18 protein-coding genes are annotated in these 16,410 nt (G+C 45.6%); all 18 read right to left on the bottom strand.

The genetic code is table 11. The features are described from left to right. Positions 1–6: 6 nt before the first annotated feature. The 18 genes from aroC to spoIVA all read right to left on the bottom strand — a co-directional run bounded on the left by aroC (position 7) and on the right by spoIVA (position 16,103). Positions 7–1,176, bottom strand: a complete 1,170-nt coding sequence (aroC, locus tag MH117_RS03425; RefSeq protein ID WP_239327232.1) for a chorismate synthase — start codon at positions 1,174–1,176, stop codon at positions 7–9. Between the two features lie 180 nt (positions 1,177–1,356). Continuing rightward, a complete protein-coding gene (locus tag MH117_RS03420) occupies positions 1,357–1,599 on the bottom strand; it encodes a hypothetical protein (RefSeq protein WP_239327231.1) in 243 nt (80 codons plus the stop codon). A gap of 99 nt (positions 1,600–1,698) precedes the next feature. Beyond that, positions 1,699–2,580, bottom strand: a complete 882-nt coding sequence (locus tag MH117_RS03415) for a CheR family methyltransferase (protein ID WP_239327230.1) — start codon at positions 2,578–2,580, stop codon at positions 1,699–1,701. A 184-nt stretch (positions 2,581–2,764) separates the two neighbouring features. Then, entirely contained in the window at positions 2,765–3,208 is a 444-nt protein-coding gene (ndk, locus tag MH117_RS03410; RefSeq protein WP_239327229.1) for a nucleoside-diphosphate kinase, read from the bottom strand. A 98-nt stretch (positions 3,209–3,306) separates the two neighbouring features. Beyond that, complete coding sequence (gene hepT, locus MH117_RS03405) at positions 3,307–4,281, bottom strand: heptaprenyl diphosphate synthase component II (protein WP_239327228.1); 975 nt, start codon at positions 4,279–4,281, stop codon at positions 3,307–3,309. Between the two features lie 8 nt (positions 4,282–4,289). Beyond that, positions 4,290–5,171 carry a menaquinone biosynthetic enzyme MqnA/MqnD family protein gene (locus MH117_RS03400; protein ID WP_239327227.1) on the bottom strand — a complete coding sequence of 294 codons (882 nt, stop codon included), beginning with the start codon at positions 5,169–5,171 and terminating at the stop codon, positions 4,290–4,292. Further along, positions 5,164–5,769 carry a UbiX family flavin prenyltransferase gene (locus MH117_RS03395; protein ID WP_239327226.1) on the bottom strand — a complete coding sequence of 202 codons (606 nt, stop codon included), beginning with the start codon at positions 5,767–5,769 and terminating at the stop codon, positions 5,164–5,166. The genes MH117_RS03400 and MH117_RS03395 overlap by 8 nt, the downstream gene beginning before the upstream one ends. Further along, positions 5,769–6,638, bottom strand: a complete 870-nt coding sequence (locus MH117_RS03390) for a UbiA-like polyprenyltransferase (RefSeq protein ID WP_239327225.1) — start codon at positions 6,636–6,638, stop codon at positions 5,769–5,771. The genes MH117_RS03395 and MH117_RS03390 overlap by 1 nt, the downstream gene beginning before the upstream one ends. After that, the gene (locus MH117_RS03385; protein ID WP_239327224.1) at positions 6,631–7,368 is read right to left on the bottom strand and encodes a demethylmenaquinone methyltransferase; all 738 of its coding nucleotides are present in this window, start codon (positions 7,366–7,368) and stop codon (positions 6,631–6,633) included. Before MH117_RS03385 ends, MH117_RS03390 begins: the two co-directional genes overlap by 8 nt. 47 nt (positions 7,369–7,415) lie before the next feature. Further along, the gene (locus tag MH117_RS03380) at positions 7,416–8,291 is read right to left on the bottom strand and encodes a heptaprenyl diphosphate synthase component 1 (protein WP_239327223.1); all 876 of its coding nucleotides are present in this window, start codon (positions 8,289–8,291) and stop codon (positions 7,416–7,418) included. A 172-nt stretch (positions 8,292–8,463) separates the two neighbouring features. After that, entirely contained in the window at positions 8,464–8,955 is a 492-nt protein-coding gene (locus MH117_RS03375; RefSeq protein ID WP_239327222.1) for a hypothetical protein, read from the bottom strand. Positions 8,956–9,121: 166 nt separating this feature from the next. Beyond that, complete coding sequence (mtrB, locus tag MH117_RS03370; RefSeq protein WP_239327221.1) at positions 9,122–9,349, bottom strand: trp RNA-binding attenuation protein MtrB; 228 nt, start codon at positions 9,347–9,349, stop codon at positions 9,122–9,124. Positions 9,350–9,543: 194 nt separating this feature from the next. Then, positions 9,544–9,816, bottom strand: a complete 273-nt coding sequence (locus tag MH117_RS03365) for an HU family DNA-binding protein (RefSeq protein WP_028544248.1) — start codon at positions 9,814–9,816, stop codon at positions 9,544–9,546. Between the two features lie 181 nt (positions 9,817–9,997). Then, positions 9,998–10,999, bottom strand: a complete 1,002-nt coding sequence (locus MH117_RS03360; protein WP_239327747.1) for an ABC transporter permease — start codon at positions 10,997–10,999, stop codon at positions 9,998–10,000. After that, the gene (locus MH117_RS03355; protein ID WP_481857241.1) at positions 10,989–12,503 is read right to left on the bottom strand and encodes a sugar ABC transporter ATP-binding protein; all 1,515 of its coding nucleotides are present in this window, start codon (positions 12,501–12,503) and stop codon (positions 10,989–10,991) included. Before MH117_RS03355 ends, MH117_RS03360 begins: the two co-directional genes overlap by 11 nt. Before the next feature lie 157 nt (positions 12,504–12,660). Beyond that, positions 12,661–13,791 (bottom strand): sugar ABC transporter substrate-binding protein, encoded by a 1,131-nt coding sequence (locus MH117_RS03350; RefSeq protein ID WP_239327219.1) that lies wholly within the window; start codon positions 13,789–13,791, stop codon positions 12,661–12,663. A 359-nt stretch (positions 13,792–14,150) separates the two neighbouring features. Then, entirely contained in the window at positions 14,151–14,435 is a 285-nt protein-coding gene (locus tag MH117_RS03345) for a hypothetical protein (protein WP_028544244.1), read from the bottom strand. 189 nt (positions 14,436–14,624) lie between these two features. Then, positions 14,625–16,103 carry a stage IV sporulation protein A gene (spoIVA, locus tag MH117_RS03340; RefSeq protein WP_239327218.1) on the bottom strand — a complete coding sequence of 493 codons (1,479 nt, stop codon included), beginning with the start codon at positions 16,101–16,103 and terminating at the stop codon, positions 14,625–14,627. Between the last annotated feature and the right edge of the window lie 307 nt (positions 16,104–16,410).

Genomic DNA, 16,410 nt, shown 5'->3' with positions numbered 1-16,410 from the left:
CATCACCTAATAGCGCGCAAGCTGCGCTAAATAGTTCTCATAATTGGCTCTAATCTCTTCCATCGAGTCACCGCCAAACTTCTCCAAGAAGGCTTTCGCCACTTCCCATGCGACTACATTTTCCAATACGACACTTGCCGCGGGAACAGCACACGCATCTGAGCGTTCAACTTGCGCTGTAAAGGCTTCCTTTGTATCAATATCCACGCTGCGCAGCGGCTTGTACAAAGTAGGTATCGGCTTCATGACACCTCGAACCACGATCGGCATTCCATTGGTCATGCCGCCTTCGAAGCCTCCCAGACGGTTAGTGGCACGTGTGAATCCACGACTCTCGTCGTATTCAATCTCGTCATGTACTTGTGAACCGCGCAAACGGCCCGCTTCAAATCCAATGCCGATCTCAACGCCTTTAAATGCGTTGATGGACATAACTGCCTGTGCGATTCGTCCGTCCAACTTTCGATCATATTGTACATGACTGCCAAGACCGATAGGAGCACCCTCGATCATACATTCCACAATGCCGCCAATAGAATCGCCGTCTTCTTTGATCTGATCGATGTAAGCTTCCATCTTTTGCTCTGTCTCCTGATCCACGACACGAACGGAAGATTGCTCCGTTCGTTCGATTAGCTCATCGATAGGCAGATTATGCGCTGGCGCCTCAATCTCACCAATCCGTATGACCTGACCTGCTACCTTAATGCCAAACGCAGCAAGCAATTGCCGTGCAAGTGCGCCACAAGCAACACGAGCAGCGGTCTCACGTGCACTGGAACGCTCAAGCACATTACGCAGATCTTTAAGATCATATTTCAAACCACCGTTCAAATCGGCATGCCCTGGACGCGGACGATGAACACGACGCTTCTCCTCATCTGTTCCTTCGATTGGTTCCACGTTCATAATTTTCATCCAATGTTTCCAATCGTTATTCTCTACGATAAGCGCAATTGGTGCTCCTGTTGTGCGTCCATGACGGACTCCACCTGCTATTGTTGCTGTATCCTGTTCAATCTGCATGCGACGACCGCGACCGTATCCCTTCTGGCGACGATGCAATTGGAAATTCAATTGTTCAAAATCAACGGCCATATTGCTTGGCATTCCTTCAATGATGGCAGTCAATTGTGGTCCGTGTGTTTCCCCTGCTGTTAAATAACGTAAACTCACGTGTATTCCCCCTTTGACTGTGCTGCGTTGAATTGCTAAAATCTCAATCTCTTTTGCTCATTATAGTATAGGCGGCAACGTTTGACAAGAAAACAAAAGCACGTCCCGCATCGCCTGTATGGCGCCGGAACGTGCTCGTACGTATGCTTAGAGCTTATATTCATCTTATGAATCTGAACTTTACACTTTTTTGAAGAGGAACCCGAAGGAAGAAGCTACTTGATCACTTGCACCAGTCCATGCGTCAGCGCCACTATTGGTATCCAATTGCAGCTCATGGCTTTCGTGGGCGATCGAGTTCCAAGTCTTATCCTGCTGAAGCCAGCTCTGTAAGGGGCTCAGCTCCAAGCCTAGTATCTGCGCGCATTCTTGAAGAGATAATTCACCTCGATAATAGGCCGATATGACTGTTCTTTTGTCCATAGTTGTTCCTCCGTATGTGGTCCGAATATCCATATCAAGTACCATAGCTGCAACTACTCACCCAGCAGTTACCTTCAGTATCGGATATTAGCCGCTGCCTTATACGGTCGACTTCGCTTTACGGTAGAAAAAGGTCTCCATCGTCTCGAATTCATATTGGGCCGGATTAAAAATTTGTTCTGTGCTGCCTACGAACAATACACCGCCAGGTCGCAGCGCCTTCGAAAACTTGTGATACAGTTCATGCTTGGCTTCTTCGGTAAAATAGATCATCACATTGCGGCAAATGATGAGATCATATCCGCCGTCAAATGTATCAGACAATAAATTTTGCTTACGAAACGTAATTGAACGCTTCAACTTGTCTTGTACTCGGTACATTTCTTCTTCCTTATGAAAATATGTATCTTGAAAAGACGTAGGCACGTCTTTTAGCGCGCGCTCCATATACAAAGCTTCCTTAGCTTTAGCCAACGCGTTATCATCGATATCACTTGCAATCATCGTGGTCGTGTTTAGCAAGCGAGCATCGTCTAAGATCATAGCCAGCGTATACGGTTCTTCCCCAGTCGAACATGCAGCACTCCAACAACGAAGACTTCGATTCTGTGCTGACAAATAAGGAAGGACACGTTCACGCAGCGTTTGCCAGCGATTCGGATTTCTCCAGAACTCGGAGACGTTAATTGTCATCCGATCCAGAAACTCATAAAATAACTGTTTATCAGCATCCATTGATCTAAAGAAAGCATCAAAAGTTGCATATCCGTTTTTCACACGCAGTGTATTTAATCTTCTCCGCATCTGTGCTTCCTTGTAAAGGGCAAGATCAATGCCGCTCTTCTTGCGAACCTGCTCAATAAATCGATAATAATCTTTAGTTTCTTCGTCTGTGTAGACGATGGATCGTGCCTGCAGCTCTTCTAGACCAGAAGCCGTATCTGGACGGCCCGTACCTATTCGAACATTCTTGTTGTCCATACTTCGTTCACCCCGTAAATTTCGCTATCTTTATACTCAAGCCTACCGTGAGCTGTACTGTTCAGCTATTGTTTCATGAAATAAAAAACACGGTCGAATGTTAAACATTCGCCGTGTTCTTCGATGTTCCTGCTTCATGTAAGCTCTTACATCTATTCGCAACAAAAAAGATAATAATTTCGACTTAAATCCAAGGCTCTATCGCACGCTCAAATTGAACAGCGTCCGATTCTTCAAACATGTTACCAATCTCGCGGGCAGCGCTTTCAGGCGAATCCGATCCATGAACCAAGTTAAAATTCGTGTGTGAAGCAAAGTCGCCACGAATCGTGCCTGGTTGTGCATCCGCAACTTTTGTCTTGCCGATCATGAGACGTGAGAGGGAAATAATATCATCGCCTTCCCATACCATGGCGAACACCGGACCGGATGTAATAAAATCTACTAGTTCTCCGAAGAAAGGTTTCTCGCTGTGCTCCGCATAGTGAAACTCCGCCTGTTGACGGGAAACAATCATTAGTTTGCCGGCAACTAGCTTGAAACCCTTACGTTCAAAGCGGTTTACAATCTCTCCGATTAGACCGCGTTGTACGCCGTCTGGCTTAACCATGATGAATGTGCGTTCCATACGTTCACTCCTCGATACATGTGAAGTTGTCCAACACACGCATTATACCAGATATATCTTGTATGTACACTATTTTTGTTCATCATTTTGTTAAATGTTTAATGGGATCGATTGGCAATAAAGTGAGCAATGTCACGCAAGCTTTTGCGGGCACGTCGATCAGGCAGCTGTACTAGAGCATCTAAAGCTTTCTGCATGTAACGGTTAGCCAATTGCTCTGCTTCGGATATGCCTTTGCTATTCCGAATAATCGATAACGCCTCCGACACATCGGTATCTCCATTATGCTGACGAATCCGATGAATCTCTTCTAATAAAGGAAGACGGATATTGTTGTCTTGCAAAGCAAACAAAACAGGCAGTGTAATATTACCTTGCTTGATATCATTGCCCGGGGGTTTGCCAATCTGAGCCTCCGTACCCGTCAAATCAAGCACATCGTCCCGAATTTGGAAAGTCATCCCTACGTTGTATCCATAACGATACAGCAAATGGCTAGTCTTTAAGTCCGAGCCTGCCGCCAAAGCGCCCAATTGGCAGCTTATCGCAATTAAAATAGCTGTCTTACGACGAATGCGCAGCAAATATTGGCGGACTGACTGATCTGTATTAAAGAAATCGCGAATCTGCTCCATCTCACCAATACACATTTGTACCATTGCTTTGGACAGGATGCGATGAATATGCGGATTCTCAAGCTCCGTAATCATCGTCAGTGCTTTTGCATAAATATAATCCCCGGTATACATCGCAATTCGGTTGTCCCATTTTGACTTCACCGTCAAATTGCCCCGTCTTGTATCCGCATCGTCAATGACATCATCATGTACCAACGAAGCCATATGGATCAACTCGAGGGGAACAGCCACCCGCTTTAATTGCTCTAAATCATATGTACCAAACTTGCCGGCAAGCAAGACGAATACAGGCCGTATTCGCTTGCCACCAGACTTTAACAGATGCAACGACGTCTCATTTAGCAGTTCGTGATCGGATACGATCGTCCGTTCCAATTCACGTTCAATAAAGGAGACGTCATTTTTCATCGTTGCATAAATGTCCCACAGTTTCATGCTTTCACCTAACCAACCGTATTTTCCGACCAAATATCTAAATGTACTTTGTGATCAATAAGCCCTAATTCATAAGCATATTCAAAATATAGCTGTAAGCCTCTCTGCTGCTCTGGGCCAAAATCATAATTCAGATGATGGAAATAATGACGCCAGTATGCTGCATCTCCACCAATCTGATCGACAGCTTCTTGGACCAGAGGTTCTGGATTTGCGATGCTGAGCTGCTTACTCGCTTCAAAAGAATCAACAATACAACGAATATCTTCCGGATATCGCTTGATTGCTTCCTTACGGACCGCCCATACCGCAAATGTCATCCAATGCTTCGTAAAATGATTCCAACGCTCGCCGAGATCAATGACCTCATACTTTCCATGCTCCCGGTTCGACCAATAAGCACGAATAGCATGGTCACCGATCAAAAGTGCGCCGTCTGCTTGGGACATCATTTTATCAATATTGGGGTCCATAGGCAAGTAAGAAGGCTTGGCATGATAAAATTTCTCCGCAATGATCTTCAGTAAATTAACAGACGTAGCGGAAGTTGTAGTCAATGCAATCGTCCCATTTAACGCTTCCTCAAGCGGCTTGTTCAAAAATAACAAAATTGAATTAACTGCGCCGTGGGCACTCACGGACAAATCAGGAAACAAAGCATATTGATCGCTAGAGACCCCATAAGCAAATGCCGAGATAGGTCCCATATCAATGCTGCCTTCACGCATTGCCTTGTTAAGAGTGGAAGGAACGGCTGGTATCATTTCAATCTCAGCTTTAGTATGCTGCGGGTTAAAATGATAAAAAATAGGCCATACATTGGTATAATTAATACGTCCAATTCGGATGCAGCCCTCATTATGGTTCGATTCAAACGGATGATTATGCATTGGTCTCCCCCCACCTCGTGAACAGTTGATGCTCAATACGCAAGCTGTCTAATACTTTGCCAACAAGGAAATTGATGATATCATCCAGCGTTTGTGGTCGATAGTAAAATGCAGGCATAGCAGGAATCATGCGTACACCCATTCGAGACAGCTTCAGCATATTTTCCAGATGAATCGCATGCAGTGGCGTCTCCCGTGGTACGATGATCAGCGGCCGATCTTCCTTCATCATAACATCCGCCGCTCTTGCCATTAGATTGTCGGAAGCGCCTTGTGCAATCGCTGATAACGTCCCCATAGAGCAAGGCATAATAATCATACCTTTTACCCGGAAAGATCCACTTGCAATACTCGCACCAATATCTTGAATTGGATGGTACTGTATGTTATGGACTTGTTCACCAAAGGCCTGTTCTATCGCAACCTGCCGTTTGGTAACCTCCCAATCCAATTCTTCCTTTAACACTCGCCAACCGGCATCTGATATTAGCAGGTGGACAAAATGCCCTGCTTCAAGCAAAGCTTGAACGAGGCGAACGCCATAAATAGCGCCGCTCGCCCCTGTGATACCTACAACATAACGATCTTGTTTATCCACTACTGCAACACCACCAAATCCAAGAGGGTAAATCCGAATACAACGATGCTAAGCACACCATTCATCGTAAAGAATGCCGTATTCAATTTGGTCAGATCATGCGGCTTCACAATCAGGTGTTCATAAATAAGGAGTCCGCACGCAATCACCATACCAATAATGTACCACCAACTTAGACTTGTCATAAATGCCAGCATGACAAATCCGATCGCCGTCACAATATGGAACCAACGCGCAATACGTAATGAACGTGTTATTCCGAATCGTACGGGAATCGAGTGCAAACCTTCTTTCTTATCGAACTCATAATCTTGACAGGCATAAATAATATCAAAGCCTGTTGTCCAACAAGAAACCGTCAGGAAAAATACGATGGCAGTCCAGTCCATGACATTGGTAACCGCAACCCAGCCACCCAATGGCGCCAAAGCTATCGTTAAGCCAAGTACGACATGACAAAGCCAAGTGAATCGCTTCGTAAAGGAGTAGAAAACTAACATAAAGACTGCAATTGGTAATAAATAAAAGGATAATGGCTCAAGCATAGCTGCTGCCCATATTAACAGTCCAAACGATACCCCAGTAAACAATAGGACTTCCCCCGCCTTAAGCAAACCGGCTGGAATAGCACGATTGGCTGTTCGCGGATTCTTGGCGTCAATAGCCGCATCAATAACACGGTTCAACGCCATGGCAGCACTTCGTGCGCCTACCATCGCCATAAGCACCCAGCCGATCTGCGACCAGCTTGGTAAATGCTGATGAACAACCATAGATCCGAGTAATGCTCCCATAAATGCAAATGGAAGTGCAAATAACGTATGTTCAATCTTGATCATCTCAAGGAATATTCGAATTTTTTTAAGCATGACCCTTCCCCTTTGTTCCTATATGCAATGCCGCGATGCCACCTGTGAATGGCTTGGCCTCAACGCTCTCAAGACCTGCTTCACGAAACATCTGGGCCAGTTGTACATGGTCAGGAAATGTGGTCAAAGATTCAGGAAGCCATTTGTACTGATCGTATCGCTTGGCAATTAGCTTGCCAAGCAGCGGAAGCATCTTGCGGAAATAAAAATAATATAACCCTTTAAACGGCTGCCAAGTTGGCTTGGACAATTCCAAGCATACCACCTTGCCCCCCGGCTTAACTACACGTCTCATTTCTCGAATCACTTGCATAAAATCAGGTACGTTACGTAATCCAAAACCAATCGTCACGTAATCAAAGCTGTCATCTGCAAAAGGGAGCGCCATTGCATTCCCTTCTATAAGCCTTATCTGATTCTGCAGCCCCAGTTTGTCCACTTTCTTCTGTCCATAGGACAGCATGTGTGGACTAAAATCTAGGCCTGTAATAGCTCCTGTCTGACTTGCTTGTGCAAGTTGGATCGTCCAGTCTCCTGTGCCGCAGCACAGGTCTAATGCGGTCTGACCTGGCTGTACATTCATCTTACGCATCGTGTAGCCGCGCCAAGCTTTATGCCGACGGAAGCTCAAAATATCATTCATAATATCGTACTTCGGCGCGATGCTCTCGAACACCGAGTGTACGTGTTCTTCCTTGGACTTGCCCGTCTTTGGCGAATGTGTATTCACGTTCACGTCACCTTGTCCTTTCATCGCCTGCTGTCATATTGTGTGTATTATCCGTGCTGTGGAGCACTGCTAAATGAAGGCATAGTTGTCGGATTCGATACATAAGGCGCATCGCTTGACACATATCCTAAATCAACAAGCAGGTCTGGGCTGCACAAAGCTATCGCTTGCTCATATTTGAGCTGTGCTTTATGAACCAGGTTGGATAATTGTTGTTTGCAATCGTATTTGTCCATTAACTGCATCCACGAGATCTGGTCGAAGCTTCTGTTCATCAGCATATGACGTTCATCCGCATCAGCACTATTCATAATATGCCAAAAAGACCAACTGCCTTCAAATGCATCATAATCGTGGGCACGGACCTGTTCCTGCTCCATTACTTCAACTTCTGACAATCGATACAGCAACGTTTCCCAAAAGGAAATATCCTGTGCCAACAAACGCTCATCAAAGGCATGAAATAAGCACTGCTTCAAGTTAATGCAATCTTGCAAATAACCCTCAGCTGTTATTTTCCACTGCCTCATCTTCTCCACCATCGTCATCTTCATGCGATTCACTTCACATACCGCTCGACTCAACGAGCGGATCGCATCAACTTGTCCCGCTTGGGCTAACAAATGATAAAAGCGACTGCTGAAATAATCGCCTGCAAGCACCTTAAGCTGTCTAGAACGCATATTGCGGTCATCTTTATCCGCGGCCATCTCTACCCAATCATGAGTATCGAGCCCCAACTGAACCAATGAAGTGACGACACAGGCGAGCTCGCTAATATGGGTATTAGCTCGATTGCGCTGTAAAAAGGCGAACAGCATCGCCGCGCGTGCATTAGCTAATGCCGGCAGCTCTGTGTGCGCCTGAATCATGTCATGCTCGACATACCGTTGAACGAGTTGCGGTATATGATAACCTTTCATGTAACTGCCTCCGAGTGCTGTCATCCTTCTGGATGTCGTGATCTAGATTATTATAGCATATGTTTTGTTTGATCGGACATATTTTATTGACAAATCAAAACCGAAGTGCAGGTTGACGCAATCACCTATTCGTCAGGATAAATATCCACTTCACAACAGCTGCCACCATTCGTTATCGCATTGATGTTGAGAATTTCTGAAGCCAAAGCGGGGTATAGGTCAAACGCAGTGCACGAACGGTTTCAGCTGAAATTCCGTCATATGCATGCTTGATTTCCTGTAGTCGTTCAGAAGTAACCTTGTCTCGCAGCGTATCCACCGCAAGGAGAACATGCTTTTTGCGCAATCGTTCATCTTCCAGCACAATTCTTAGCTGCAACCGGTTAACATTACTTGTTTCGTTAAAGCAGTAGTACATCCAGTGATGAAGTTCTTCGTACAAAATACTCGCATTCTGCACACTTGAGGAAACTTTGATATCCATTGATAACATGCCATCCTTACTAAACTGAACGCGGCGGATAGGCAGGGAATAACCGCTGCTTATCAGTTGATCAACGATATGATCGTTATCAAGCGTTATCGTTGACTGAGAAGGCGTAAACACCGCCACATGATTCCGTACTTCCTGCTGTTTCTGCCCGAGCGAAGCAACAATTCCCAATCCAACCGTACCTCCTACGGTTATGAGGAGAGACAAGACTATTAAGCGAAGCTTTTGCAATGCAATTCACCTCTTATCGTCAACTCCTTGCTTACATCATAGTTTCGACGTATGCAAGGATGTCCATACCTCATTGTACAATGAAAAAAAGCAGGCTATGCCTGCATTATTCATCTGTATCCGTATGAATGACGCCATGCTTAGTCATCACGATGGCTTTGCCACGTATTTTCACTGCAGAAGTGTGGTCTGTAAATTGAGCTACAAGCACCTCATTCTTGTCTAACTTCTCCATATGGTGAAAGCGAGTATCTTGACCACGAGTCAATCCTATAACCTGAACGCCCTGTTCTTTCGCTTTTACAACAATAAAATCATTCTGCGATTGTTCCACACCTGTGTCCTCCTTTTCAATTACCTAATCCTATAAGTAATGATGCCCGCAACATGGAAGCTTGTCAACCGGGATCACATATTCACTCCGTTCTCCATTTCTCGCCGTAATAAGCAAGCAAGCCGTGACGAACGTCACGGCTTGCCATCGATGGATACTATGTAAGCTTACGAAAAGTCACCGACAAGAGATGGTTACTTGATTCCGTCTTTCAAAGCTTTACCAGGTTTGAATGCAGGGATCTTGCTAGCAGGGATCTCAATTTCTTCCCCAGTCTGCGGATTACGCCCTTTACGAGCGGAACGTTCGCGGACTTCAAAGTTGCCAAAGCCAACGAGTTGAACCTTGTCACCATTCTGCAGTGCGTTCGAAATGGCTTCGAATACTGCATCAACTGCTTTTGTCACGTCTTTCTTGGACAACTCGGTTGCTTCTGCCACTTCATTAATTAATTCGGATTTGTTCATTTTAAACTCACCTCTCGATTCTAGTATGCCAATATCCCTTTTGTGCACGGATTTATGACAATTTATACATCTGAATATGCGATATCATGTTCTTGATTGCATATTCCGCAAATTGGAACAAATTTATAGTAATATACACGATTCACAATTGCAAGGGCATTCCTGCCCTTTTAACAATCCGTTAGGCTCTACGCGACCTTTGAACCACGTAAAATGTAACAGCCAATGCCAGAATTAACACCGTTCCTTTGACAATATCATGTGTGTAATATTGCAAATTCATCATCGTTAACCCGTTAACAAGCACTCCGATAAGCACAGAGCCGACAAAAGTGCCCAGAATGTTCGGCTTGCCCGCGCCGAATACCGAAAAGCCTACAAACACGGCTGCTACAGCTTCCATTAATAACGGAGCTCCTGCATCGATTTGACCAGTACCAACACGTGAAGCATACAAAATTCCACCAATAGACGCACAGATACCGGACAATACATATGCCCAAGTACGTATGTGCTTAACTCGGATACCAGATAATCGAGCTGCTTCTTCATTGCCCCCTGTCATATACATTTGTCTCCCAAAGCGGGTATAAGAAAGTAATACATGTGCTGCCACTACTGCAGCGATCATCAGCAGCACTGGAATTGGTATCGAGAAACTTCCGATGTAAAATTCACCCTGCCCGATAGTCAGAAAAGCATCTGACATCCTGCCAGGCGCCTTGGTTCCATCCTGAAATTGCATGTGGTTATAAATAGAATAGCCTTTGGTATACGTCTTGTGGATACCCGCAATGATGTACATAACCGCTAAAGTCGCCAGAAGGTCCGGAATTCGAAATTTTACGATAAACAATGCATTTAATAATCCAATCGCAGCGCCAGTAATAATCGGGACGAAAATAACAACCGCTAGCGGCATTTCATACCATATCATCATAGCAGCGGTAACTACCGTTGTCAGCGACACAGTAGACCCGACCGAGAGGTCAAAGCCATCCACAATAAGTGAAAATGTGACACCAATCGCCACGAATGTTACGATAGAGATAGATCGCAAAATGTCAGCGATGTTAGAGCCTGTAAAAAAATAATCTAATCGTATCGTGAAAAAAGTGATAACGCCTATGATCACGATAATTGCCCCATAACGAAACAAAAATAGCAGCAGCTTATCTTTGATGTCCGTGTTCATGCTTGCTGTTCTCCTCTCTGCCAGCACTTGCATAAAATAGCAGTTGTTCCTGCGTTACTTCGCCCCGCTTGAAATGTTTAACGAATTCTCCGTCACACATCACGATGGTTCGATCAGCAATGCCAACTGCTTCGGAAAACTCGCATGTAAAATAAAGGATGCCTTTCCCCTGCTGTGCAAGCTGACCAATGAGACGAAAAATATCCCCTTTAGCTCCAATATCAACACCTTTGGTTGGCTCATCAAACACGTATAGGTCTGCTGCAGTTTCCACCCATTTTCCGATTGATACTTTTTGCTGGTTGCCTCCACTTAAATATTTCACATCATTCTCGACAGAAGCTGTCTTGATGCCCAACCGTTCGACAACTGCTTTGCTCCAGCTTTGTTCTCCTGCGCGGGAGATGCAGCCGAAGTGAGCAAACTTACGCAGTATCGGCAGACTGAGGTTGGCCCGCACGGATTCATTCACAAAAATTCCTTGCTTGCGCCGTTCCTCCGGGATATGGGCAATGCCGATTGCTAACGCTTGCGCGGGGTCTCTGAAGCTAACTTTGCGGCCTCGGATCTTAAACTGCCCCGCTTCTGGTTGATCTGCACCACCTATTAGACGAGCGCATTCCGTCTTGCCGGCGCCTACCAGGCCCACGATGCCGACGATCTCGCCAGCTTTAACCGTCAAATCCACTCCCCGCACTTTGTTGCCTAGCCGAAGGCCGCTGACTTCCAGTACGACATTGCCTATTTCTGCATCTGCCTTAGGAAACTCTTCTTGGAACGACCTGCCTAACATCTCACTGACAATGTGCGCTTGGGTGCTACTTCTCGTTAATTCCTGATATACGAGTTTCCCGTCTCGCATCACCGTCACCCGATCACATGCTGCAAATACTTCAGGCAGCCTATGCGTAATAAAAATAACAATGATTCCACGATCACGCATCGTCCGCATGACCCTAAACAGTGTCTCTGACTCTTCTTGACTAAGTGGTGCAGTAGGCTCGTCAAAGATAACAACTTTGGCTTGTTCGACTAGCGTTCTGGCGATTAAAACCATCTGTTTGTCTGCGAGCGACAACTCGCCCACTCTTTTGTGCAAGGGCAATGCTACTCCAAGTTCTCGACATGCCCGCTCTGCCTCCATTCGAATCTTGGACGGCTTCACCCACCAAGAACCAGTGCCATATGCCAGACGGTCCAGCATCACATTTTCCGCAACCGATAATTGCGGTATTAACGCTGTATCAACCTCCTGGTAGACACAATGAATGCCTAACCGTTTTGCATCAGCAGGTGCATGAATGTGAATGGCTTGACCGTTTAATTCAATGATTCCTTCATCCAAGCTGTATGCTCCAGACAATATTTTCATTAAAGTGCTTTTACCCGCACCATTTGCGCCAAGCAGCGCTTGAATCTCGCCGCCATATGCGACAAACTCCACATGCTGCAAGGCAGGGTTACCGTTAAACGACTTCCCTATACCGCTCATGCGAAGCAAGGAACGGGACACGCCCACAGCAGCGTCTCCCGTCTTCACGTCACACTCAAGTTCGGAGTGTATGGCTGCGAGTTTATTTCTTGCTGTCTTATTCATCATTCACTCACGCCTTTGCTACATTTATAGGTCACCCTATTAATTCAATTGCTTATTTCTTGTATTCACTCATCCAGTCCTGCTCGCCTTGTTTACTGCCGCTCCAGCCTTTTACATATTGACTAAGCTCGTTGGTGGACACCTGTTTATCTGCTGGTAAATCTTCACGTTTCACAAATACGGGCTCTAAAACGACCTTTTCATCTGGCTTCTCCCCATGCAGCTGCTGATACAAATAACGCACTTGAATGCGACCGATATCTCTCGGATCTACGGCTGCCGAGCCAACCCATGGATTGTTCTTATCTTGAATCATTTGCAGATCTTCATCACTCATATCAATACCGTAAACCTTAATATCTGTACGTCCCGCCTGCTGGATAGCACGTGCTGCCCCTTTAGCGAACTCATCATACGCCGCCCATACCCCAGCGATCTCACCTTTGCTCGGATACTGCTTCAGAATTGCTTCCATTTTGGCTTGCGTGTCCAATGCGGTATTGCTTGTCACAGAACCAAATGCAGCTATTTCCTTAATATCAGGGTACTTCTTCAGAAAGGCCTCATATGCTAATTGACGCCGTTCCATTGGCGCATAACCAGCCACCCATACTTTCACGATATTACCTTTTCCGCCAATATCCTGCGCTAGCTGTTCCAGCGTCATCTCCGCCATCTTTTGATCTCCCTGCTCTAGCACGGTTACCCCAGGGATGTCCAACAAAGCATCAAAAGCAACAACCGGTGTTTTTTGAGCGAGTGCTTTGTTAACACCTGAAGCGAGTGAATCAGGGCTGCCGTGATCCGTTAAAATACCATCAAACTTCTGGTTGACTGCCATATCCAATTGCGATGCCATCTTCGCTTTATCGTTCTCTGCTACAAAAGTAGTTAGTTCACCACCAAAACGGGCTACCTCTTCCTTGACGCCTTCTAAATACTGCTGAGAAAAGGTTCCTGTGTTAAACTCCATGACGAGTGCGATCCGTTTGCCTTTCAGATCAATTGCATCGTTCTGCTTCGTTTCAGCTGCGCCACTGCTGCCTTCAGTTGAACTGCTGGCAACGTTGTGCTCGCCAGCTGTCTTCACGCCGCATGCGCTCGCCAGCATCGACATAACAAGCAGCATCGTGATCATGATCCCTTTTCCACGCTTCGTACTTTCAATCCGTTGTGCCTTCATCCTCATGTCCCCCTCTAGTCACCTGTACTGTCTGCTTATGACATCCATCATTTACCTCACGAATCATTAAGCAATAATATATACGCTAATTCCGAGTATGTAAATCGGTTTATTGAAAATAATTATATTTTTTTGAAAATAAGCTGTTTGTCTCCAGTTATAAATCGCTTTCAATTACCATTTTTTATTCTTTAGCAATACACAAAAAGACCCGTCAGAGGCCACTTTTTTCAAAGTATCCATCTTACGGGTCACAGTTCGGATCTGCTCAACCTCTTCATTATTCTTATGTTATTTCAGTGGTCTTAGCGGCTATGCACCATTACTATTGACGTACATGAATAGGGAAGTATCCACTACTATGACTTGGGTTGTTCCGCATCTTCATGAGATTGAAGTGCAGCATCCAGCAGCGCATCAAACAGTTCATCGTCCTGTTCAAGACGCTCGTCCAACTTCGTATATTCGTCCTCGTCACCTGATTGTGACGTAAAATGCAAGCTATAATCCCAGTCACGACCGTTCTTGCTGAAGAAAGAGATCTCATATGGATAATGAAATCCTTCTAACTTGAATATGACGTTGCCTGTAAATTCATTCTCTGCGATCTGCTTCAAAGCAGCTTGCTCGATGTGTAAACTCATGCCTATCCCTCTCTTTTTACATTCTCAAGGTTAACCCCTGCCTCATCATTATTCATCATACCCTAAAATGAGCATTTGCACATTAGCTGTTTTTTATTTTAGGCTGGATAGGTCAAATCAGCAAAAAAGCTCATTCGTTGCAGACCAAAGGGCCTGCTCGAACGAGCTTTTGTACACAATCTCAAGTGCCTACAAGATAATAGCAATCAACCCGCCTGAGCCTTCATTAATAATGCGGCCTAGCGTTTCCTGCAGCTTATAGCGAGCATTGTCCGGCATCATCGCAATCTTGCCCTGAATACCTTCGCGGACGATCGAATGCAAGGAGCGCCCGAATATATCGGATTCCCAAATCTTCGTAGGATCATTCTCAAAGTCCTGCATTAAGTATCTCATCAGTTCTTCGCTCTGTTTCTCTGTACCGATGATAGGTGCAAATTCCGATTCCACATCCACCCGTATCATATGAATAGAAGGTGCTGTTGCCTTCAAGCGCAGTCCGAATCGAGAACCTTGTCGAATCAATTCCGGCTCATCCAACGCCATCTCAGTTAAGGTTGGCGCAGCGATACCGTAACCTGTCGTCTTCACCATCTCAAGCGCTCCGGCAAAGCGATCATATTCACGCTTGGCGTGTGAGAATTCCTGCATCAATTGCAGTAAATGGTCTTTGCCGCGAATCTCAACACCAACAACTTCCATCAATATCTGATCATAGAGTTCATCTGGTGCATACAAATCAATCTCTGCAACACCTTGCCCCATATTCATACCGCTGAGACCCGCTCGCGCGATAAACTCATATTCTAAAAACTGCTGTACGACACGATCCACATCTCGCAAGCGACGAATATCCTTAACTGTATCGCGAACAGAGTTTTCGTAACTGGATCGGAGCCAATGTTGATCGTTCAACACCATAACCCAGCTTGGCAAATTTACGTTGACCTCGTGAACCGGGAATTCGTACAATACCTCTCTCAGAACCCCCATCACGTCTTCTTCACCCATCGTAGCAGCACTGACCGCCATTACCGGTATATCATATTTTTCTTGAAGCTCACTGCGGAGCGCCTGCACTTCTTCACTTTTAGGGCGCGTCGAGTTGATGACAAGTACAAATGGCTTACCTACTTCTTTTAGCTCGTTAATGACACGCTCTTCTGATTCAACGTAAGAGCTGCGCGGTATTTCAGCAATTGTACCGTCTGTCGTCACAACAACACCTAGTGTTGAATGCTCTTGAATAACTTTGCGTGTACCGATTTCTGCTGCTTCCTGAAATGGAATCGGATCTTCAAACCATGGTGTATTAATCATACGCGGACCGTTGTCATCTTCGTATCCTTTTGCGCCTTCTACCGCGTAGCCGACACAGTCTACGAGTCTTACATTCACCTCAAGACCTTCTGCTACTTGGATTTGAACAGCGTTGTTCGGAACGAACTTCGGTTCTGTCGTCATTATCGTCTTGCCGGCTGCGCTTTGCGGAAGCTCATCCACGGCGCGGATTCTGTCAGACTCGTTCGTAATGTGAGGCAGAACCACCGTTTCCATAAAGCGTTTAATAAATGTCGACTTCCCCGTGCGGACCGCACCAACGACCCCGAGGTAAATATCCCCGCCGGTACGCTCGGCAATGTCCTTAAAAATGTCCACTTTCTCCAATGATATCCCCTCCTCAAATAATTCCCGACGGACATGAAGACAACATCCGCCTCACGTCCCTCAGAAACGATTGGCACCGTTGCTAGATTAGAGCTGTTGCCGTTGTCGCCAGTGTCGCCGCCGAGTTAGAACGTCGTACATATGCATTGCGACGCAACTCGTACATGCTTTGGACTAATATCATCATATTGAGAAAGCGGACCAAATATGACGACTGGACAAACTTTTTTTACAGATCCGCCAACGCAATTTCCAATCTCGTTTCTTAAATGGCACGTATTCATTGCCTTCCTGCACAGATATATGT

Origin of the sequence: Paenibacillus sp. ACRRX (assembly GCF_022346885.1) — a bacterium.
Classification (GTDB): Bacteria; Bacillota; Bacilli; order Paenibacillales; family Paenibacillaceae; genus Paenibacillus_B.
This window is presented reverse-complemented; position numbering and strand designations above follow the sequence as displayed.